Origin of the sequence: Pseudomonas sp. KU26590 (genome assembly GCF_026153515.1) — a bacterium.
Lineage (GTDB): Bacteria > Pseudomonadota > Gammaproteobacteria > Pseudomonadales > Pseudomonadaceae > Aquipseudomonas.
In genome coordinates, this window is sequence record NZ_CP110644.1 from 387,964 (window position 1) to 407,512 (window position 19,549).

Here is a 19,549-nt window from a genome sequence, read left to right on the forward strand (position 1 = left end):
GCAAGCGTTTGGTCAGGCCGCTTCAACACAGCAGACGTCGTTCATGGGCGTGCTCGTCGGTGTAAACCCACAGCGAAACCCGGGCGTGATCGTTCTCCCCGTCGCGGAAACTGACAGGACCGGCAGGGGTGGCAAATTGATCAAAGCGAAGCGCGTCAAGCAGTCCACGCTGATCAGCGGCTGCCCGGTCAACCAGAGCAAATGCCGCAAGCGTCTCAATGGCATAAACCGGTGCCTGTTCGGCGTAGATCTGTTGATAAACCGCATCAAATGACTGCGCGTCGGCCAGATCCCCCGCAATGGGAAAGCTGATGACGTACACCGTGCCGGTTTGCGCCATCCCTTCCACCAGCGCAGGAGACGCGGCGTCGTCGGTGAAGAAGATCGGCAATTCACAGCCAGCAGCGCGGTTATCCACAAGGAACTGGCGGCTGGCTTTCAAACGTCCGCAAAACACCACGGCGTCGGCGTTATTCACATCGTCCACCCAGGCGACTGTGGATAACTGTGCAGCTGAGTGCAGTTCTTGCATCTGTTGGCGCCCGTGCAGACTGGGATCAGTGAACACAGTGAGCCGGTGCAGGCCTTCAGATTCGGCAAATTCGATCAGGCGTGTGGCCAGGAGTCGGTCAGACGCACAGATCCGGAACGTGGTGTCACCACCGCGGGTCAACGCTGCGCAGGTAGACGCGGGCAGAATCAGCGGAATCCGGGCCTGTGCATAACTTTCCACCGCTGCGGCGGCAGAGTCCGAAGCGAAGTGACCAATCACTGCATCCACCTTCGCGTCGATGAAATGCCTTGCCGCCGCACGGCCGCCCTCCGCGCTCGCGCCGTCATCAAAGTAAAAATGGCAGGCGCGGCGCACGTGGGGAAACAGGTGGCTGGACAGATAGACGCTGCGCAAGAAACCGCGCGCATGCAGTGTGGTGCCGACGTCGAGCGCCGCGCAGATACCCAGGCGCATCATGACAACGCCACCTCGGCGAACCGCGAAGGGTGGAACGCTTCCATGACTGATTTGTAAGCCGCATCCATCGACACGCCGGACATCAGTCCGCCCAGTTCGAACGCCAGCAACTCGGCAACATTCGGTGCCATTTTGAAGCCGATGCCGCAAAACCCGGTGGCGAGAAACACGTGGCTCTTGGCGCTGGCACGGCCGATCAGTGGACGGCCGTCTTCGGTGTACGCGTCCCAGCCAACCTGAGTAACCACCGGCAAACTGTGGTGCCGGTCATAGCCGAGACGAGTAACGCGTTCCATGACGTCTTGCTCGTTGTCCAGCGGCGCCATGTTCAGCTGATCCGCATGCTCTGCGCGCTGACGTCGTTGGCCGCCCACTTGCACGAGATTGCGTCCCAGCGGCAGCAGATAGGTATTCAGATGGTGAGCAATGATCGGCATGCTCGGGGCCTGGTCGCAGCCGAAGCGCGTGAACGGAATCGTCCGCGCGTGCACGGCGTTGTGCGGACGGGGCAACGGGCCGCTGGCGCCACACGCATCCACGACCCACGTCGCTTCCAGGCACAGCTTCCCGGCATGAACCTGAACATAGCCGTCCAGTTCGACGCAACGGTCGACAGCCAGGTGATCGAGGTACGTCGCTTTTTCGCTGACGTAGCGGCACAGATTCAAAACTGCGACACGGGCGTCAACCGTCCCGCTACTGCGTTCGATGAGTAGGCATTCTCCGGCACAAAAAGGCGAGAAACGCCCGTTATCCAGTGCGTCGACAGAAGCGTGCAGCTCAATGCTCGCTGAGCCTTGGCTGTCCACTGCTTCCAGGTATTGCCCGCATACTTCGGCGCTGGCGATGTAAGCGACGCCACTGCGGTTAAGTGCGCTCTCGTAGAGGGCGTGGACGATGCCAGGATTGCCGTAAAGTGATCCGCGGCGAGTCAAGTGACGCAGCGCGGCGTCCAGCTCCAGGCCGCGAACGATGCCGCCCGTGTCCCGCGTAGCGCCCTGGGCGCCAGCGATGCCCTTCTCCATCAGCGCCACATCGAGGCCGCTTTCAACCAGCGCCGCTGCGATCGAAGCGCCCATGATGCCGGCTCCGATCACAATCACATCAAATGAAGTTTTCATCGTCGCGCGCCTCTCGGTCAGATTTCGTACTCGACCGCACTGACATACACCAGTTGCTGCAGGACTTCGTTTTCAGTGAAGCGGCAATAGCGCAGGATCTGTTTCGCCAGGTCCGGAAACACCGGCGCGCCGATGGCACCGATCAGCGCCATGTACGGCAGAATCCGCTTGCCGAGCATCTGACGATCACGGGCGGCGTTGATGATGTCCGACAGCAGCACCGCGAGCCCCTTCATGCTGAAGTGGTCCACCGACGTGGCTTCAAACCAGCGCGCTACCAGAATCTTGAGCGCGGCCGCGTCCACCGCACTGACTTTCAGGCTGTCGCCGTCCACGCGTTCGCGTTCGGCCTGCGCAGCCAGCTTCACCAGCACCTCGTTGAAGGTTTGCTCCCGCCAGGCGGAGAACTTCTCGACATCGAAATCATCGGTGTCCTGTTCCGGCGCGATCAGCGCCAGATAGAAGCGCGCGCTGTCGGTGCAGGCGTCTGCCACAAGGTCCCTCGCCCAGATCGCATAGTTGCGGCTGGTGGAAAGGTTCTTGCCGTTCAAGGTCAGAAACTGGTTGGTGTAGAAGGTCTGGCGCATGCGATAGCCGTGCATGGTCTGCAGCAGCGAGGGGTAAACCATCATGTGGCTGAAGGCGCAGTCGTAACCCAGGAAGTGCACCAGCCGGCCTTTGCCGGAGCGGCAGTATTCGTCGTACTCCCACGGCGCAAGCTTATGTTCGTTGAGGTATTCGCGAAAAGCCGCCAGGTAACCGGACAGCCCCATGACCCAAGTGTGTATGCGCCGGCTGCCATCCGGCTTGAGGTCCAGCCCGCCGTCGTGGGGTCGGGTGATGCCCCAATCCACCGGACCGATTTCGAATTCCTCCTCCAGAAAACGGCGAATGAAAGGCCGCAGCGGCGCATGTTCAAACGTGGTTTTGAGGTGGTTGCGGAAGTTAGACAGGGCCAGAAATTCACGCTCCATTGGCCGCCAGATCATGGGCGCTGCGCATAACTTGCAGCGGAAGTTGCTCATCTTCGAGGCGTTGGGGGTATGCGCGCACTCTTCGCACTGGCTGGCATCCGAGTCCGAGCCACAGTGATCGCAGTTACCCCGCCCGAAAGCTTCGTAGCCCCACTTATCACAGTGTTCGCAATACGGTTCCTGGCTGACCTTCTTGTAAATGGCCCCCGCCTTCACTGCGTACTCGTACATCTCCTCAACGGCGTTCTTGAAGTAGCTATTGCCGTACGGGCGCATCCAGAAATCCACCTGGATGCCCATCTTCTTCAACGTGTCGTTGATCTTGTCGGTGTTCTCCAGCGCCAGCGCTTGAGGCGCGCGGTCCAGCTCGATACCTCGACGCAGCATGTAGGACTGGTAGTCATCGGAGTATGAGACGAGGGTGCAATCGTGGCCGCGTTGACGCTGAGCGCGGGTGTAGATGTCCGCTGCGAGAAAAGGCCCCGCCATATGACCGATGTGCAAATCACCATTAGGCGTGGGCGGCGTGATCGTAACCAGTAGCTTGCCCATCACGACGCCCTCTGATCGGACACGTCATGAACCGTCGCCCTCTGCAGGGCAAACTCATTGGCGGCCATTGCCTGCCGGGCGTCTTCATCGAGGAAGCGGTTGGCGGAATCGCGATCCCACCACACGACGTAGAAGTGGAAGTCTTCGTCAGTGTCATTGAACACATAGTGATCGGTGTGTTTGGGAATGGCGGCGATGTCACCCATGTTGAACGGGTACGTCTGATCCCCGACGATCAACTGTGCGGTGCCTTTGATGCCGATAAAGAATTCCTGGTCTATCTGCGTGTGCGACAAGGATTTGGTGTGGGGCCGCACGACGCACCAGCCACCGCCGATGGGCGTCGGATAGCCGTTCCATGGCAGTAACCTTGCGCCATCCAGGTCATATTCATGAACCAGCTTGTCCCACGCCATGGGACGAAAAATATCGAAATCAGTCATGAGGTTTTCCTTCAGCCAGAGCATCCTGCTCGCTGTTTTATCGGCGCCAGACTGAGCTGACGGGCGCATGCCAGTTAAGGGATAAACTGAAGAAAAGTGCGAGGCGCGGCAAACTAGAAATCCGCAAGCAGTGGTTAAGTTGGACTTAACGGGTTCCGGCTTAATTGTTTGAATAATCAGTAATTTGACTGGTTTTATCAGCGTGGGTGTATCACCCGTGGACACTGAAGCAGGGCTTAACTGCTTTGATAACTAACCAACACTTCATGACCCCGCAGAAATTGAGGGTGTAGGCACTGGCCTCTTCCCGGCTGAAGCCAGTCCTACTGACACACCGCGTACTCACTGTAGGACCGGCTTTGGCCGGGAAAACGTCAGTGGCCACAACGCAGAATCGAGGGTGGATGATCGCGAACTATCGCGTGGTGAATTCACGCTGACTGGCGATGGCCTGGGACACCAGCCAGTCGCGAAACTGTTTGCTGGATTTGGGGAGAATCGCCGTCTCGTCATAAACCAGGTAATAGGCGATCGGCGTGTCTATGGTCGCTCGAAACGGCACGACCAGTCGGCCGGACGCCAGCTCTTCTCGAATCAGCGAACGGCGCACCAGCGCAATGCCCATGCCCGCAAGCGCAGCCTCGATCACCCCGTTGGAATCAACGAACACCGAACCTTTGTGCACGGCGGCCTCGCCGTCTTCGATACCCACTGCACGAAGCCACAACGCCCAGTCTTCGCGGTGTTCGTCATGCAAAAGGTTGTAGCTTTTCAGGTCAATGGGCGAGGACAGATACCGGGAATCCGGCAGCAATGAAGGGCTGCAGACTGGCTGCAGTCGGTCGTTGATCAGCATCTCCACTTCCAGACCGGGGTAACGCCCCAGGCCATGGCGGACGGCAAAGTCGACGCCATCGCCGAGCAAATCAACAAGCCGATTGGTGGTGCTGATCAGCACCTCGATGCCAGGGCAGATCGCCTGAAAATCAGGCAGCCTTGGCAGTAGCCATTGCATCGCAAAGCCGCTGGTGCAGCTGACCGTGATCGTATTGGGGCCGTTGTCGCTCATCAGACGCTGGGTGGCGTCGGAGATTTGCCCGAGGGCGGGACGAATGGCCCGCAGGTAAATTTTGCCCTCGGCGGTCAACTCCAGGCGCTTGGTATTGCGGATGAACAGCGTGACGCCAACGGCTTTTTCGAGCTTGGCGATTTGTTGGCTGATGGCCGCAGGGGTTACGAAAAGCTCGCCGGCCGCGCCTTTCATGCTGGCGTGGCGCCCCGTCGCTTCAAAGCACAACAGCGCGTGGAGGGGCGGGAATTTCATGCCTGACCTCAGTTAAGAAAATCTAATGTGCTTAAGAAAAGCTCGCTTGAGCACCACTCCAGACACTGCTCAAATCATCACACCCCGAATCGACGAGCGTCAATCAACAACTTCTCGGTCGACGGACCAGTGAGACGGCTCAAGAAAGGAAGCGCAATGAAAGTGTCCGACTATGTTCGACTGACTGTTCTGGCCGCCATCTGGGGAGCCAGTTTTCTCTTCATGCGCGTTGCTGCCCCGGTATTAGGCGCATTGCCGACCGCCTTCTTTCGCGTGTTGCTCGGCGCCATTGGCTTAATGGTTATTCTGGCCATTCTAAAAACCCGGCATGAGTTCAACGGCAAATTCAAATCCACCTTGATCCTCGGGATTATCAATTCCGGCATTCCCTTTTTGATGTACAGCATGGCGGCCCTGTTATTACCCGCGGGTTATTCCGCCATCTTGAATGCGACCACACCGTTGATGGGCGTGTTGATAGGCTCGATATTTTTCAATGATTCACTGACACCCAAAAAAGCCGTCGGCGTGTTTCTCGGTTTGCTGGGGATAACGTTGTTGACCACTACAGGCCCGGTGACCTTCACCACGTCGGTTGTCATGGGTGCACTCGCTTGCCTGGTCGCGACCAGTTGCTATGGCGCCGCAGGATTCCTGACCCGTCAGTGGATCGGCGACCGGGGCGGCCTGGATGCCAAGCTCGTCGCTTTCGGCAGCCAGATCGGCGCGACGCTGTTTCTGCTGCCCTTCTTCGTCGTCTCCGCGACCGTCAAGCCGCCGGCCACCTGGGGCGACTCGACCGTGTGGCTGTCCCTGGCAGCCGTTGGTTTCGTGTGCACGGCGTGCGCTTACATTCTGTACTTCCGCCTGATCGCGGATATCGGCCCGGTCCGTTCGCTGACGGTGACCTTCCTCATTCCACCATTCGGCGTCCTGTGGGGTGTGATGTTCCTCGGTGAGAAGGTTTCCGCCGGACACCTTTACGGCGGCAGCCTCATCTGCCTGGCGGTCTGGTTCGTATTGAGCCAAAGCAAACCGAAACCGGCGCCTGTTACCCAGGAACGCACCGCAACCACTTGATAAAAGTTATCCACAACGTATTTGATGCGCCGGGTTAGCACCCGGCATAGGCCGGCTGCGCCTGAGATAAACGATGCCGGGTGATAAACACGCTTTTGGGATTCATCCGTTGGCAACTCCAAGACGCTTTTCCCTCATTTGGCGAACTGGCAGCAATCTCACGGCGAGGTATGCAGGATGAGCAGAGCGATCCCGTTGATAGCCCTCCGCACGTTCGTTGAGGTGTGCAAGGCCGGGAGCATGAAACGTGCAGCGGATCAGCTGTGTGTGTCACCGGCCGCTATCAGTCAGCAGATCAAAGGGCTGGAAGACCAGATCGGCAGACGCCTGTTCGAGCGAGACGCCAAGGGCATTCAACTCACCCCTTCCGGACGCAGCCTGTTTGACGAACTCGCCGGCACCTTCGACGTCATCGAAAAAGCCTGGTCAGGCGCTGCACTCAAGCCGCCGCGCCCGACGCGCCTGGTAATCAGCACGACCTCCACGATTGCCAGCTCCTGGCTGATCCCGGCACTGGGCGGCTTCAAGGAGCGCTGCCCCAACGTCGAAATCTCGATTCAGATCTGCAACGGGCTTTCGGAGCTCAAGCACGGCCATGTGGATATCTGCATTCAGCGCGAGATGGCAGCCAGTTGCGAAAACCACGCCACCCATTTGTGGTCGTCCTATCTGATTCCCGTGTGCAGCCCGCATCTGCTCAGCACCCAGCGCAATATCGAGAGCCCCCAGGATTGCCTGACGTTCCCACTGCTACAAGACACCGAGCGCAATTACTGGAAGGTGTGGATGAACGCGTTCGGCATGAGCCACCGCAAGATGATTCAGGGTTCCAGTTATGGCGACGAGTCCCTGTTGATAAGTGCGGCCTGCGCCGGTCAGGGCATCGCACTGGTCAACAGCGTCTTCGCGTCCGAGGCCTTGCAAAGCAAAAGGCTGGTGCAAGTCACCAATGCCACGGCAGAGCTCAAGTTCGACTATTTCGTCTATTGCGCGAAAGAACGCAGGGAAGAATGGGCGATTGCGGAGTTTATGAAGTGGGCTGTGCAGCAGGCGGGCAAGACGGCGAAGGGGCATATGCGGGAGATTGAAAGCGCGAGCCAGGTGGCTTGATTCAGTTCGGACAAGCCTTTGAAAACATCTTTCAAATAATCATGCGGCTCATGCCCACTGGGTCGCGCGATGGGAGGTCAGCTACGGGATTGCCCATGCGCCGCTGGCTTGCGCTACGAAAGCACCGTGAACGTTCGTTACGGACATCATAGAACAGCTGTGTGGCCTGCTCGCCAGTCACAGTCCCTTCTGTTCGTGCCTGCTCGATCCGAGTGAGTAGCGCGTCGCACTCATCTTCCAGTCTGGGCCGGTCAACCTTATGCAGATCGTTTATGGATTGCTTGAGAGCGTCGAGCATAAGGATCACCTGGATCGCGCTCTAGCTTGGGGTGACTGAGAAGTGCAGACGTGAAGCATTGCAACAATCACTATTGTCCGGCTTGACCTGAGAACTGCTCAACGGCGACCACAACACTTTTGGCACCTTGCTGAATGTCCTTGATCACCTCGTCCGCCTCACTGGCCAGATCCAGCGCTGCCCCGGCCTGCTGCCTGCTTTTTCCGATCATGGTTACCGCGCTGGAGGCCAGTACCTGATTGTTTTTCACGACCTCGAAGATTTCTGCCGTCGCTTTAGTGGTTCGAAGGGCCAGATTTCTGACCTCGTCAGCGACTACAGCAAATCCCCGGCCCTGCTCCCCGGCACGTGCCGCTTCGATTGCTGCGTTCAAGGCCAACAGATTGGTCTGGTCCGCGATGCTGCCGATGGTTTTGACAATGCTGCCGATTTCCTGGCTCTGGGCATCCAGTGCTTCAATGCCATGGGCAGCATCTTCCATCAGAGCCGAAAGCGTATTCAGGGTCGTGACGGTGTTCTGGATGACTTCGCGACCTTGCTGTGCGCTGGCATTGGTTCGAACCGAAGTGCCGTGGGCCATGCCGGCTGCCTCGGATACGGCGCGCTCGCGGGTGACTTGGTCGGTAATGACGGTGGCTATTTTGGCAATCTTGTACAGCTTGCCATTGGCATCCACGATTGGATTGTAGGACGCCTCCAGCCATACCTCGTTGCCAGATTTATCCACTCGGCAAAACCTTCCCGCGACATAGGATGCCTGTCTAAGGGTCTGCCAGAACTGATCATATTCTGCTGACTGAGCGTCGGATGGCACGCAAAAGATTCGGTGGTGCTTGCCCAGGATTTGGGGAAGCGTATACCCCATAGCGTCCAGAAAATTCTTATTGGCTGTCAGCACTAACCCATCCAGAGAGAACTCGATAACGGCAGTGGAGCGCATCAGAGCGCCCACCAGCGCTTCATTCTCTCTGGAGGCTTCGATGGTCCTAGTCAGCACGCTTGAATACAAAACGATTCGTTCGACCCGCCCGCTGTCACCTGCGAAGGGTATGACCATTGCCCGTAGCCAGACGTGTCGACCTTCACGGCTGCACAGGCGCAACGTGCCGCTGTAATGCTTGCCCTGGGCAACGGCATCAAGAGCCCGACGCTGATGTACGTCACCGCTCAGTTCAGAAGGACTGAATTCACGCAGGGCACGACCGGACAATTCAGCCTGGGTGAATCCCAGCTCTGTTTCAAACAGAGCATTCACCTCCAGGATGACGCCTCCCGCATCCAACGTGACCGACACGGTTTCGAGATCCAGAGTTGCCTTGACCTGCTCAAGGGCCCCCAGCCGTTTTTCCAATTGCTGGATTTTATCTTTTAACCGGGTATTGAACATGGGGGGCGCTCGCATTGACTTGAGAAGCTATCGACGCGGCGAGCGAAACCTTGAGAAGCATGGCCAGCAGCTTTAGGCCTGGTGCAGATCAGGCATTGGGTCCAGCGTGTAGGCCCTCCATTGCCTACACATAAACAACCTGCGACTGCTCTTATTCCCAAACCACCGCAGTACACTGTGGATAACTTATTCCACCGTGACAGACTTCGCCAAATTACGCGGCTGATCCACATCCGTACCCTTCAGCACTGCCACGTAATACGAAAGCAGTTGCAGCGGAATGGTGTACAGAATTGGCGTCAGGGCGTCGAGGATGTGGGGCATGGAAACCACATGGGTGCCCTCTCCGTTGACCAGCCCGGCCTGTTCGTCAGCGAAGACGATCAGTTCGCCGCCCCGTGCGCGCACTTCCTGCAGGTTGGATTTCAGCTTCTCCAGCAGCTCGTTGTTAGGTGCCACGGTGACGACGGGCATGTCGCTGTCCACCAGTGCCAACGGGCCGTGTTTCAGTTCGCCGGCCGGATAGGCTTCGGCGTGGATGTAGGAGATCTCCTTGAGCTTCAACGCCCCTTCCATCGCCACCGGGAATTGCGCGCCACGGCCCAGGAACAGAGTGTGATTCTTCTCGGCGAACAGTTCGGCGATTTTCTCCACCGTCGTGTCCATCGCCAATGCTTCACCCAGGCGGGTCGGCAGGCGGCGCAGTTCTTCAACCAGTTCTGCTTCCACGCCGGCTTCCAGCGTGCCTTTGACCTGACCCAGTGACAGCGTCAGCAGCATCAGCGCGACCAACTGCGTGGTGAACGCCTTGGTCGACGCGACACCGATTTCCGGGCCGGCTTGAGTGAGCAGGGTCAGATCGGATTCACGCACCAGCGAACTGATACCCACGTTGCAGATCGCCAGGCTGGCAAGGAAACCCAGTTCCTTGGCGTTACGCAGCGCGGCCAGGGTATCGGCGGTCTCGCCGGACTGGGAGATCGAAACGAACAGCGTGTCCGGCTGGACCACGACTTTGCGGTAGCGGAATTCGCTGGCGACCTCGACCTGGCAGGGAATGCCAGCCAGGCCTTCGAGCCAGTACCGCGCGACCATGCCGGCGTGATAGCTGGTGCCGCAGGCCACGATCTGCACGTTGCGCACTTTGGCGAACAGCTCCGCTGCTTGCGGTCCGAATGCCTGCACCAGAACCTGCTGCTGACCGAGGCGCCCTTCGAGGGTGCGCTGCACGACTTTTGGCTGCTCGTGGATTTCCTTGAGCATGAAGTGGCGGTACTCGCCTTTGTCCGCCGCTTCTGCGCCCTCGTGGTACTGAACGGTCTCCCGCTCGACGGGCAGGCCGGAGGCATCCCAGATCTGCACGCTGTCGCGGCGGATCTCGGCGATGTCGCCCTCTTCCAGGTACATGAAGCGGTCAGTAACCTGACGCAACGCCAGTTGATCGGAGGCGAGGAAGTTTTCCCCAAGGCCCAGACCCACAACCAGTGGGCTGCCACTGCGAGCAGCAATCAGGCGATCTGGTTGTTTTGCGCTAATGACCGCAAGGCCATAAGCGCCGTGCAGTTCCTTGACGGTAGCCTTCAGAGCAGCGGCCAGATCGGGCGTGTCCTGCAGTTTATGGTGCAACAGGTGGACGATGACTTCGGTGTCCGTGTCAGACGTAAACACATAACCCAGGCCCTTCAAACGCTCGCGAAGTGGCTCATGGTTTTCGATGATGCCGTTGTGTACCACCGCCAGTTGCTCGTTGGAGAAATGTGGGTGAGCGTTGCGCTCCAACGGCGCACCGTGTGTTGCCCAACGGGTGTGGGCAATACCGAGGCGGCCTGTGACCGGTTCGCCGGCGAGTGCGCGCTCCAGTTCGTTGACCTTGCCGACCCGACGACGACGCTCAAGCACGCCGGCGTTGTTGAATAACGCCACGCCAGCGCTGTCGTAGCCCCGGTATTCAAGGCGCTTGAGGCCCTCTAGCAGGATGGCAGTAACATTCCGTTCAGCAACAGCGCCGACAATTCCACACATGGTCTTCTCCTAGGAAACAGCAGCGCAAATCAAGGTTACGCCGCGGGCCTGAATTTGTTCGCGCGCCTCTTGAGGCAGGCGGTCATCGGTAATGAGGGTATGGACGCTGCTCCACGGCAGCTCCAGATTGGGAATCTTGCGACCTACCTTATCGGCCTCGACCATCACGATCACTTCCCTGGCGACTTCGGCCATCACCCGGCTGAGGCCGAGAAGTTCGTTGAAAGTTGTGGTGCCTCGGGTCAGATCAATCCCGTCGGCGCCGATGAACAGCTGATCGAAATCGTAGGAACGCAGCACTTGTTCAGCCACTTGGCCCTGAAACGACTCTGAATGCGGGTCCCACGTGCCGCCGGTCATAAGCAACACCGGTTCGTGTTCCAGTTCACCCAGCGCGTTGGCGACATGCAGGGAATTGGTCATCACCACAAGGCCCGGCTGCAGACCCAGCTGCGGAATCATCGCCGCGGTGGTACTGCCACTGTCGATGATGATGCGTGCGTGTTCCCGGATACGAGCGACGGCAGCGCGGGCGATGGCTTGCTTGAAACTGGAAACGGGCTGACCGGGGTCGCCAATCAATTCCTGAGGCATGGGAACGGCGCCGCCGTAACGACGAAGCAGCAACCCGTTGCTTTCAAGCGCCGCCAGATCCTTGCGGACCGTCACCTCGGAGGTTTCGAAGCGCTTGGCCAACTCATCCACGCTCACTTCACCCTGCTCATTGAGCAAAGCGAGAATGTTATGGCGTCGCTGAGGCGTATTACGTTTCGACATATTGATCTTAAGTTTCGTTTCGAAAGTTAACGAACGCAATGAAAGCTCATCGAAAGATATACGTCAAGGGGGAGATGGATATCAGGGAGGATGGTTAAACGATTTTTCGAGGGATTGCTGCTTCGAGACACGGCATCAGCTGCCTGTCTGGCAAGCAGCCGATGTGACCTGTGGATAACTTAGTCTTTCTTGATTTTCACCGGACGCTTCCAGCCTTCGATGTTGCGCTGGCGCGCTCGGGCGACCGCCAGTTGTTCGGCGGGCACATCCTGATTGATGGTAGAGCCCGCACCAGTGCTAGCGCCCGACGCGATATGCACAGGGGCAACCAGCGAGTTGTTCGAGCCAATGAACACGTCTTCGCCCATCACCGTCTTGTGCTTGTTCGCGCTATCGTAGTTGCAGGTAATGGTGCCTGCGCCAATGTTGGTGCGCGCGCCAATGACCGCGTCACCCAGGTAGGTCAGATGACCTGCCTTGGCGCCCTCGCCCAGATGAGCGTTCTTCAATTCGACGAAGTTACCCACATGAGCGCGGGCGTCGAGAACACTGCCCGGGCGCAGACGAGCGAAAGGTCCAGCATCCGCGCCCTCGCCAACGATCGCACCTTCAAGGTGACTGTTTGCCTTGATGATCGCGCCCTTGCGCAAGGTGCTGTCCTTGATCACGCAGTTCGGCCCGATCGAGACGTCGTCTTCGATGACGACTCGCCCCTCAAGAATGACGTTTACGTCGATCATGACGTCGCGGCCAACGGTGACGTCGCCACGAACGTCAAAACGCGCTGGGTCGCGCAGCGTGACGCCCAACGCCATGAGTCGGCGGGCTTCACGCTGCTGGTAATGGCGCTCGAGCTCGGCAAGTTGTTTACGATCGTTCGCGCCCTGCACTTCCATCGCATCGTCAGGCTGAGCAGTGGCGACCACAAGGCCGTCGTTGACAGCCATCTCAATAACGTCAGTCAGGTAATACTCACCCTGTGCATTGTTGTTGGAGAGGCGGCCCAGCCAGTCGGCCAGTCGCTTGCCCGGTACGGCGAGAATCCCGGTGTTCCCTTCCTTGATAGCCTTCTGCGCTTCAGTTGCATCCTTGTGCTCGACGATGGCGCTGACGCGGTGCTGAGTGTCACGAACGATACGACCATAACCGGTCGGGTTTTCCAGCGTGACCGTCAACAGGCCCAACTGCTGATCACTTACCAGCGCAAGCAGTCGGTGCAAGGTCTCTACCTGTATAAGCGGAACATCGCCGTAAAGGATGAGCACCGTCTCGGCGGTCAGCGCTGGCAACGCTTGGGCGACGGCGTGGCCTGTGCCCAATTGTTTGTCTTGAAGCACGAAATTCAGATCATCGCCGGCCAGTTGCTCGCGGACCCGCTCGGCGCCATGGCCGATAACCACATGAATGCCTTGGGGCGAAAGCTGGCGTGCGCTGTGGATAACATGGCCAAGCATCGAGTTACCGGCCACGGGATGCAAAACCTTGGGCAGAGCGGAACGCATGCGAGTGCCCTGGCCTGCAGCGAGAATGACGATATCGAGAGACATGAAGGGATTCCAGACGAGCAGGCCACATTAGCCGGGCTGATTATTCAGGGGAGAAAGCCGAAAAAAGAAAAAGGGTAGCCGAGGCTACCCTTTTACTCAATCGCGCAACGAGCCGTCGGGGTTAGCCGCCGAACTTCTTGCGAATTTGCTGAACGGTGCGCAGCTGAGCTGCGGCCTCCGCCAGACGTGCAGCAGCAGCTCCGTAATCGAAATCTGCGCCTTTTTCATTAAGAGCACGCTCGGCAGCCTTGACGGCTTCCTGAGCTGAGGCTTCGTCCAGATCAGCAGCGCGTTGCACGGTATCGGCAAGCACTTTGACCATGTTCGGTTGAACCTCAAGGAAACCACCGGAGATGTAAAACACCTCGGCTTCGCCACCCTGCTTGATCAGGCGGATCGGACCTGGCTTCAGATCAGTGATCAACGGTGCGTGACCTGGAGCAATACCGATATCACCCAGGTTACCGTGTGCAATCACCATCTCGACCAGACCGGAGAAAATCTCTCCTTCCGCGCTGACGATATCGCAATGGACTGTCATAGCCATTTGCCTGCCTCAACCTGATTAGCGCCCGTTGCCGGGCGCCTGGATTACAGTTTCTTGGCTTTCTCGATCGCTTCTTCGATGCCGCCGACCATGTAGAACGCCTGTTCAGGCAAATGGTCGTAGTCACCGGCGAGGATACCTTTGAAGCCAGCAATGGTGTCTTTCAGGGAAACGTATTTACCCGAGGCACCGGTGAAGACTTCAGCCACGAAGAACGGCTGCGACAGGAAGCGCTGAATCTTACGAGCGCGGGATACCAACTGCTTGTCAGTTTCCGACAGCTCGTCCATACCCAGGATCGCAATGATGTCTTTCAGCTCTTTGTAACGCTGCAGAACATACTGAACGCCGCGAGCGGTGTCGTAGTGCTCCTGACCGATGACGTTCGGGTCCAGCTGGCGCGAAGTCGAGTCCAGTGGATCGACCGCTGGGTAGATACCCAGGGAAGCGATGTCACGGGACAGAACGACGGTGGCGTCCAGGTGAGCAAACGTTGTGGCTGGCGATGGGTCAGTCAAGTCATCCGCCGGTACGTATACCGCCTGGATCGACGTGATCGAGCCTTCCTTGGTCGAAGTGATGCGCTCTTGCAGCACGCCCATCTCTTCGGCCAGCGTCGGCTGGTAACCTACTGCAGAAGGCATACGGCCCAGCAGTGCGGATACTTCAGTACCGGCCAGTGTGTAACGGTAGATGTTGTCAACGAACAACAGAACGTCGTTACCTTCGTCACGGAACTTCTCAGCCATGGTCAGGCCAGTCAGGGCGACGCGCAGACGGTTACCCGGCGGCTCGTTCATCTGACCGTAGACCAGCGCTACTTTGTCCAGAACGTTGGAGTCCTTCATCTCGTGGTAGAAGTCGTTACCCTCACGGGTACGCTCGCCCACACCGGCGAACACGGAATAACCGCTGTGCTCGATGGCGATGTTACGGATCAGTTCCATCATGTTTACAGTTTTGCCGACACCGGCACCACCGAACAGACCGACTTTACCGCCTTTGGCAAACGGGCAAACCAGGTCGATGACCTTGATGCCGGTTTCCAGGAGGTCGTTGCCGCCAGCCTGATCAGCGAACGAAGGCGCAGGACGGTGAATGCCCCAGCGCTCTTCGGTTTCGATCGGGCCCGCTTCGTCGATCGGGTTGCCCAGTACGTCCATGATCCGGCCCAGAGTCGCTTTACCGACCGGTACGGAGATGGCTGCGCCGCTGTCGATAACGTCCAGACCGCGCTTCAAGCCTTCGGTGGAACCCATCGCAATGGTACGAACTACGCCGTCGCCCAGCTGTTGCTGAACTTCCAGAGTAGTTTCCGCGCCTTGTACTTTCAGCGCGTTGTAGATGCTCGGTACGCTGTCGCGTGGAAATTCCACGTCGATCACGGCGCCGATGATTTGAACGATACGTCCGCTACTCATTAGCTGGATCCTCTGAATATTTGAACCGTTAAACCGCGGCAGCGCCGCCGACGATTTCCGAGATCTCTTGGGTGATCGCTGCCTGACGCGCCTTGTTGTAGATCAACTGCAAATCGCTGATCAAATCACCGGCGTTGTCAGTGGCGTTCTTCATCGCGATCATCCGCGCAGCTTGTTCAGCCGCGTTGTTCTCGACCACCGCCTGGTAGACCTGCGACTCCACGTAACGGACCATCAAGCCGTCCAGCAGCTCTTTGGCGTCGGGTTCGTACAGGTAATCCCAGTGGTGCTTGAGTTCTTGATCCTGGGTCGCGACCAACGGAATCAACTGCTCGACCGTTGGTTGCTGAGTCATGGTGTTGATGAACTTGTTGGATACCACGGACAGGCGATCAATACGGCCCTCCAGGTAGGCATCCAGCATCACCTTGACGCTGCCGATCAAATCGTTGATCGACGGCTCTTCGCCCAAGTGGCTGATCGCAGCGACGACGTTACCGCCGAAGTTGCGGAAAAACGCCGCACCTTTGCTGCCGACCACGCACAGATCGATCTCTACGCCGTTTTCACGGTTCTTCGCCATGTCCTTGACCAAAGCCTTGAACAGGTTGGTATTCAAGCCACCACACAGACCACGGTCACTGCTCACCACGACGTAACCGACGCGCTTTACTTCGCGTTCGATCATGAAGGGATGACGGTATTCCGGGTTAGCGTTGGCGAGATGACCAATCACCTGGCGGATGCGCTCCGCGTAAGGACGGCTAGCAGCCATGCGCATTTGAGCCTTGCGCATTTTACTGACCGCCACTTTTTCCATGGCGCTGGTGATCTTTTGCGTGCTTTTGATGCTCGCAATCTTGCTGCGAATCTCTTTTGCGCCTGCCATGTAACACCTATCAGGTTAGCAAGCGGGAGCCTCGCGGCTCCCGCTGCGGCTTACCAGGTTTGGGTGGCCTTGAACTTCTCGATACCGGCTTTCAGGCCAGAATCGATTTCGTCATTGAAGTCACCCTTCACGTTGATCTTCGCCATCAAATCGGCGTGATCTCGGTTGAAGTAAGCAATCAGCGCTTGTTCAAAGCTGCCAACCTTGGCGATTTCGACGTCAGTCAGGAACCCACGCTCAGCGGCATACAGCGACAGCGACATGTCGGCGATCGACATTGGCGCATATTGCTTCTGCTTCATCAGCTCGGTAACGCGCTGACCATGCTCAAGTTGCTTACGGGTCGCTTCGTCCAGGTCAGAGGCGAACTGGGCAAATGCTGCCAGTTCACGGTACTGAGCCAGAGCGGTACGGATGCCACCGGAGAGCTTCTTGATGATCTTGGTCTGAGCGGCACCACCCACACGGGATACCGAAACACCGGCGTTCACTGCCGGACGGATGCCGGAGTTGAACATGGCCGATTCCAGGAAGATCTGACCGTCGGTGATGGAAATCACGTTGGTCGGAACGAACGCGGAAACGTCGCCAGCCTGGGTTTCGATGATCGGCAATGCGGTCAGGGAGCCGGTTTTGCCGGTCACTGCGCCTTTGGTGAACTTCTCTACGTACTCTTCCGAAACGCGGGATGCACGCTCCAGCAGACGGGAGTGGAGATAGAACACGTCGCCTGGGTAAGCTTCACGGCCTGGTGGACGACGCAGCAGCAGGGAGATCTGGCGATAAGCCACAGCCTGCTTGGACAGATCGTCATAAACGATCAGCGCATCTTCACCGCGGTCGCGGAAGTATTCGCCCATGGTGCAACCGGAGTACGGAGCCAGGAATTGCAGCGCTGGGGATTCGGAAGCACTGGCAGCCACGATGATCGTGTTGGCCAGAGCGCCGTTCTCTTCCAGTTTGCGAACCACGTTGGCGATGGTCGATTGCTTCTGACCGATTGCTACGTAGACGCAGAAGATTCCGCTGTCTTTCTGATTGATGATCGCGTCGATCGCCAGAGCGGTTTTACCGATCTGACGGTCGCCGATGATCAGCTCGCGCTGGCCACGGCCGACAGGGATCATCGCATCGACAGCCTTGTAGCCAGTCTGTACAGGCTGGTCTACCGACTTACGCCAGATCACGCCTGGAGCAACTTTCTCGACCGCGTCGGTCTCGGTGTTGTTCAGCGGACCTTTGCCATCGACAGGGTTACCCAGTGCGTCGACAACGCGACCCAGCAGTTCCTTACCAACCGGAACCTCGAGGATGCGGCCAGTGCACTTGGCGCTCATGCCTTCAGCCAGAGACTGGTAGGAGCCCAGTACAACGGCACCTACGGAGTCTTGCTCCAGGTTGAGAGCCATACCGAAGACGCCGCCCGGAAACTCGATCATTTCGCCGTACATTACGTCGGCGAGACCGTGAATCCGCACAATACCGTCAGATACGCTGACGACAGTGCCTTCGTTACGGGCTTGGGAGGACACATCGAGCTTGTCGATGCGACCCTTGATGATTTCACTTATTTCGGAAGGATTGAGTTGCTGCATTGCTCTGCTGCCCCTTCAAACTCAAGATTTCAATGCTTCGGCTAGTTGCGCGAGTTTGCCGCGAACTGAGCCATCGATAACCAGGTCGCCAGCGCGGATAACGACACCACCGATCAGGGTGGCATCCTCCGCAGCGTGCAGGCGCACTTCCCGGCCGAGCCGTGCACTGAGAACCTTGGCGAGTTTGTCTTGCTGTTCTTGGTTCAATGCAAAAGCACTGGTCACATCCACATCTACCGACTTTTCCTGCTCGGCCTTGTACAGGTCGAACAGCTCGGAGATCTCCGGCAAAAGCGGGAGGCGGTCGTTTTCTGCAACGACCTGGATGAAATTCTGTGCCTTGGCATCGAACTTGTCGCCGCACACTTCAATAAAAGTGGCGGCCTTGTCTGCGCTCGTCAGTCGCGGGGCCTTGAGCATGCGCTGCATCGTGTCGTCTTGCGACACTGCAGCAGCCAGGCCGAGCATGGCTGACCAATTGGCCAGTTGCTGGTGCGCCTGTGCATGCTCGAAGGCTGCCTTAGCGTAAGGTCGGGCCAACGTGGTCAGTTCTGCCATGATCGCCCTCGCTTAAATTTCAGCAGCCAGTTTGTTTACCAGCTCCGCGTGCGCGTTTTGATCGATTGTGGCACCCAGGATCTTCTCTGCGCCGTTGACTGCCAGGCTGCCCAATTGGGCGCGCAGCGCGTCTTTGACGCCGTTCAGTTCCTGTTCGATCTCGGCCTGAGCCTGAGCCTTGATGCGGTCAGCTTCAACGCGAGCCTGTTCACGGGCTTCGTCGACAATCTGGGTACCGCGTTTCTTGGCTTGCTCAATGATCTCAGCTGCCTGAGCCTTAGCTTCGCGCAGTTGCTGACCCACTTTATCTTGGGCCAGCTCCAGGTCGCGAGCTGCTCGTGTAGCAGCGTCCAGTCCATCCGCAATCTTCTTCTGACGTTCGTGCAAAGCCGCGATGACCGGAGGCCACACGAACTTCATGCAGAACAGCACAAAAATGAAGAACGCAACGGACTGGCCAATCAGGGTTGCATTAATGTTCACGCCAACACCTCGCTCGTTCGTTGTCCATCACACCAATCAACTCGAAAATTCGAGTGATCAGCCAGCGAGTTGACCAACGAAGGGGTTCGCAAAAGTGAAGAACAGAGCGATACCAACACCGATCATGGTCACGGCGTCGAGCAGACCAGCCACGATGAACATTTTAACTTGTAGCATTGGAACCATTTCCGGTTGACGCGCAGCGCCTTCCAGGAATTTACCGCCCAGCAGGCCGAAACCGATTGCAGTACCCAGTGCGCCCAGGCCGATCAGCAGTGCAACAGCGATAGCAGTTAGACCAACTACAGTTTCCATCTTTCCTCCCGACTTTTACGTCGTATTGGTTAGGTTTTCTTAGATTAAAGCGGTAAAGCAAAATCGTTTCTTACATCAAGCCCTCGCGGGCACCCCCTCACCGAAGCGAGGGGATCATCAGACTCGCCAGGCGGGT

At 58.0% G+C, this 19,549-nt stretch carries 19 protein-coding genes and 1 pseudogene; 2 read left to right on the top strand and 18 right to left on the bottom strand.

The annotated features are described in order from the left end of the window. Positions 1-22 precede the first annotated feature (22 nt). From OKW98_RS01795 to gcvA, 5 genes are all read right to left on the bottom strand, one after another. Positions 23-970 (bottom strand): ABC transporter substrate-binding protein, encoded by a 948-nt coding sequence (locus tag OKW98_RS01795; RefSeq protein ID WP_265387732.1) that lies wholly within the window; start codon positions 968-970, stop codon positions 23-25. Beyond that, positions 967-2,091: an NAD(P)/FAD-dependent oxidoreductase gene (locus tag OKW98_RS01800; RefSeq protein WP_265387733.1), complete on the bottom strand. Its 1,125-nt coding sequence runs from the start codon at positions 2,089-2,091 to the stop codon at positions 967-969. Before OKW98_RS01800 ends, OKW98_RS01795 begins: the two co-directional genes overlap by 4 nt. A gap of 17 nt (positions 2,092-2,108) precedes the next feature. Beyond that, positions 2,109-3,617 (bottom strand): methionine--tRNA ligase, encoded by a 1,509-nt coding sequence (locus OKW98_RS01805; RefSeq protein WP_265387734.1) that lies wholly within the window; start codon positions 3,615-3,617, stop codon positions 2,109-2,111. Beyond that, a complete protein-coding gene (locus OKW98_RS01810; RefSeq protein WP_265387735.1) occupies positions 3,617-4,060 on the bottom strand; it encodes a cupin domain-containing protein in 444 nt (147 codons plus the stop codon). The genes OKW98_RS01805 and OKW98_RS01810 overlap by 1 nt, the downstream gene beginning before the upstream one ends. 415 nt (positions 4,061-4,475) lie before the next feature. Next, positions 4,476-5,384 (bottom strand): transcriptional regulator GcvA, encoded by a 909-nt coding sequence (gene gcvA, locus OKW98_RS01815; RefSeq protein ID WP_237250160.1) that lies wholly within the window; start codon positions 5,382-5,384, stop codon positions 4,476-4,478. Positions 5,385-5,540: 156 nt separating this feature from the next. On the opposite strand from gcvA, the gene OKW98_RS01820 reads away from it, so the two are divergent. After that, the gene (locus OKW98_RS01820) at positions 5,541-6,464 is read left to right on the top strand and encodes a DMT family transporter (RefSeq protein ID WP_265387736.1); all 924 of its coding nucleotides are present in this window, start codon (positions 5,541-5,543) and stop codon (positions 6,462-6,464) included. A gap of 240 nt (positions 6,465-6,704) precedes the next feature. Beyond that, complete coding sequence (locus tag OKW98_RS01825) at positions 6,705-7,574, top strand: LysR substrate-binding domain-containing protein (protein ID WP_265387737.1); 870 nt, start codon at positions 6,705-6,707, stop codon at positions 7,572-7,574. 31 nt (positions 7,575-7,605) lie between these two features. On the opposite strand, the gene OKW98_RS01830 is transcribed toward OKW98_RS01825, so the two are convergent. The 13 genes and pseudogenes from OKW98_RS01830 to atpE all read right to left on the bottom strand — a co-directional run bounded on the left by OKW98_RS01830 (position 7,606) and on the right by atpE (position 19,413). Further along, positions 7,606-7,872, bottom strand: a complete 267-nt coding sequence (locus tag OKW98_RS01830; RefSeq protein WP_265387738.1) for a hypothetical protein — start codon at positions 7,870-7,872, stop codon at positions 7,606-7,608. A gap of 70 nt (positions 7,873-7,942) precedes the next feature. Continuing rightward, on the bottom strand, positions 7,943-8,452 hold the full coding sequence (locus tag OKW98_RS27380; protein ID WP_416148407.1) for a methyl-accepting chemotaxis protein: 510 nt from the start codon (positions 8,450-8,452) through the stop codon (positions 7,943-7,945). 78 nt (positions 8,453-8,530) lie between these two features. Then, a pseudogene (locus tag OKW98_RS27385) lies at positions 8,531-9,274 on the bottom strand (PAS domain-containing protein); the annotation flags it as partial. Between the two features lie 171 nt (positions 9,275-9,445). Then, positions 9,446-11,281 (bottom strand): glutamine--fructose-6-phosphate transaminase (isomerizing), encoded by a 1,836-nt coding sequence (glmS, locus tag OKW98_RS01840; RefSeq protein WP_265387740.1) that lies wholly within the window; start codon positions 11,279-11,281, stop codon positions 9,446-9,448. Positions 11,282-11,290: 9 nt separating this feature from the next. Then, positions 11,291-12,058 carry a DeoR/GlpR family DNA-binding transcription regulator gene (locus tag OKW98_RS01845; RefSeq protein ID WP_265387741.1) on the bottom strand — a complete coding sequence of 256 codons (768 nt, stop codon included), beginning with the start codon at positions 12,056-12,058 and terminating at the stop codon, positions 11,291-11,293. Positions 12,059-12,237: 179 nt separating this feature from the next. Continuing rightward, on the bottom strand, positions 12,238-13,605 hold the full coding sequence (gene glmU, locus OKW98_RS01850) for a bifunctional UDP-N-acetylglucosamine diphosphorylase/glucosamine-1-phosphate N-acetyltransferase GlmU (RefSeq protein WP_265387742.1): 1,368 nt from the start codon (positions 13,603-13,605) through the stop codon (positions 12,238-12,240). Positions 13,606-13,726: 121 nt separating this feature from the next. Then, positions 13,727-14,152, bottom strand: coding sequence for a F0F1 ATP synthase subunit epsilon (locus OKW98_RS01855; RefSeq protein ID WP_133774003.1), 426 nt, complete (start codon positions 14,150-14,152; stop codon positions 13,727-13,729). 44 nt (positions 14,153-14,196) lie between these two features. Next, on the bottom strand, positions 14,197-15,573 hold the full coding sequence (atpD, locus tag OKW98_RS01860) for a F0F1 ATP synthase subunit beta (protein WP_065988059.1): 1,377 nt from the start codon (positions 15,571-15,573) through the stop codon (positions 14,197-14,199). A gap of 28 nt (positions 15,574-15,601) precedes the next feature. Beyond that, positions 15,602-16,462 carry a F0F1 ATP synthase subunit gamma gene (gene atpG / locus OKW98_RS01865; protein WP_037016916.1) on the bottom strand — a complete coding sequence of 287 codons (861 nt, stop codon included), beginning with the start codon at positions 16,460-16,462 and terminating at the stop codon, positions 15,602-15,604. Positions 16,463-16,512: 50 nt separating this feature from the next. Beyond that, positions 16,513-18,057 carry a F0F1 ATP synthase subunit alpha gene (gene atpA, locus OKW98_RS01870; protein WP_265387743.1) on the bottom strand — a complete coding sequence of 515 codons (1,545 nt, stop codon included), beginning with the start codon at positions 18,055-18,057 and terminating at the stop codon, positions 16,513-16,515. A 21-nt stretch (positions 18,058-18,078) separates the two neighbouring features. Then, positions 18,079-18,615, bottom strand: a complete 537-nt coding sequence (locus OKW98_RS01875; RefSeq protein ID WP_074886101.1) for a F0F1 ATP synthase subunit delta — start codon at positions 18,613-18,615, stop codon at positions 18,079-18,081. A 12-nt stretch (positions 18,616-18,627) separates the two neighbouring features. Then, complete coding sequence (locus tag OKW98_RS01880; protein WP_065988056.1) at positions 18,628-19,098, bottom strand: F0F1 ATP synthase subunit B; 471 nt, start codon at positions 19,096-19,098, stop codon at positions 18,628-18,630. Positions 19,099-19,155: 57 nt separating this feature from the next. Continuing rightward, complete coding sequence (gene atpE / locus OKW98_RS01885; RefSeq protein WP_002555987.1) at positions 19,156-19,413, bottom strand: F0F1 ATP synthase subunit C; 258 nt, start codon at positions 19,411-19,413, stop codon at positions 19,156-19,158. Positions 19,414-19,549: the final 136 nt, after the last annotated feature.

Bases quoted from the DNA above. Each gene is read 5' to 3' on its own strand.
- OKW98_RS01795 (WP_265387732.1), bottom strand. From the start codon at position 970: ATGATGCGCCTGGGTATCTGCGCGGCGCTCGACGTCGGCACCACACTG.
- OKW98_RS01800 (WP_265387733.1), bottom strand. From the start codon at position 2,091: ATGAAAACTTCATTTGATGTGATTGTGATCGGAGCCGGCATCATGGGC.
- OKW98_RS01805 (WP_265387734.1), bottom strand. From the start codon at position 3,617: ATGGGCAAGCTACTGGTTACGATCACGCCGCCCACGCCTAATGGTGAT.
- OKW98_RS01810 (WP_265387735.1), bottom strand. From the start codon at position 4,060: ATGACTGATTTCGATATTTTTCGTCCCATGGCGTGGGACAAGCTGGTT.
- gcvA (WP_237250160.1), bottom strand. From the start codon at position 5,384: ATGAAATTCCCGCCCCTCCACGCGCTGTTGTGCTTTGAAGCGACGGGG.
- OKW98_RS01820 (WP_265387736.1), top strand. From the start codon at position 5,541: ATGAAAGTGTCCGACTATGTTCGACTGACTGTTCTGGCCGCCATCTGG.
- OKW98_RS01825 (WP_265387737.1), top strand. From the start codon at position 6,705: ATGAAACGTGCAGCGGATCAGCTGTGTGTGTCACCGGCCGCTATCAGT.
- OKW98_RS01830 (WP_265387738.1), bottom strand. From the start codon at position 7,872: ATGCTCGACGCTCTCAAGCAATCCATAAACGATCTGCATAAGGTTGAC.
- OKW98_RS27380 (WP_416148407.1), bottom strand. From the start codon at position 8,452: ATGGCCCACGGCACTTCGGTTCGAACCAATGCCAGCGCACAGCAAGGT.
- glmS (WP_265387740.1), bottom strand. From the start codon at position 11,281: ATGTGTGGAATTGTCGGCGCTGTTGCTGAACGGAATGTTACTGCCATC.
- OKW98_RS01845 (WP_265387741.1), bottom strand. From the start codon at position 12,058: ATGTCGAAACGTAATACGCCTCAGCGACGCCATAACATTCTCGCTTTG.
- glmU (WP_265387742.1), bottom strand. From the start codon at position 13,605: ATGTCTCTCGATATCGTCATTCTCGCTGCAGGCCAGGGCACTCGCATG.
- OKW98_RS01855 (WP_133774003.1), bottom strand. From the start codon at position 14,152: ATGGCTATGACAGTCCATTGCGATATCGTCAGCGCGGAAGGAGAGATT.
- atpD (WP_065988059.1), bottom strand. From the start codon at position 15,573: ATGAGTAGCGGACGTATCGTTCAAATCATCGGCGCCGTGATCGACGTG.
- atpG (WP_037016916.1), bottom strand. From the start codon at position 16,462: ATGGCAGGCGCAAAAGAGATTCGCAGCAAGATTGCGAGCATCAAAAGC.
- atpA (WP_265387743.1), bottom strand. From the start codon at position 18,057: ATGCAGCAACTCAATCCTTCCGAAATAAGTGAAATCATCAAGGGTCGC.
- OKW98_RS01875 (WP_074886101.1), bottom strand. From the start codon at position 18,615: ATGGCAGAACTGACCACGTTGGCCCGACCTTACGCTAAGGCAGCCTTC.
- atpE (WP_002555987.1), bottom strand. From the start codon at position 19,413: ATGGAAACTGTAGTTGGTCTAACTGCTATCGCTGTTGCACTGCTGATC.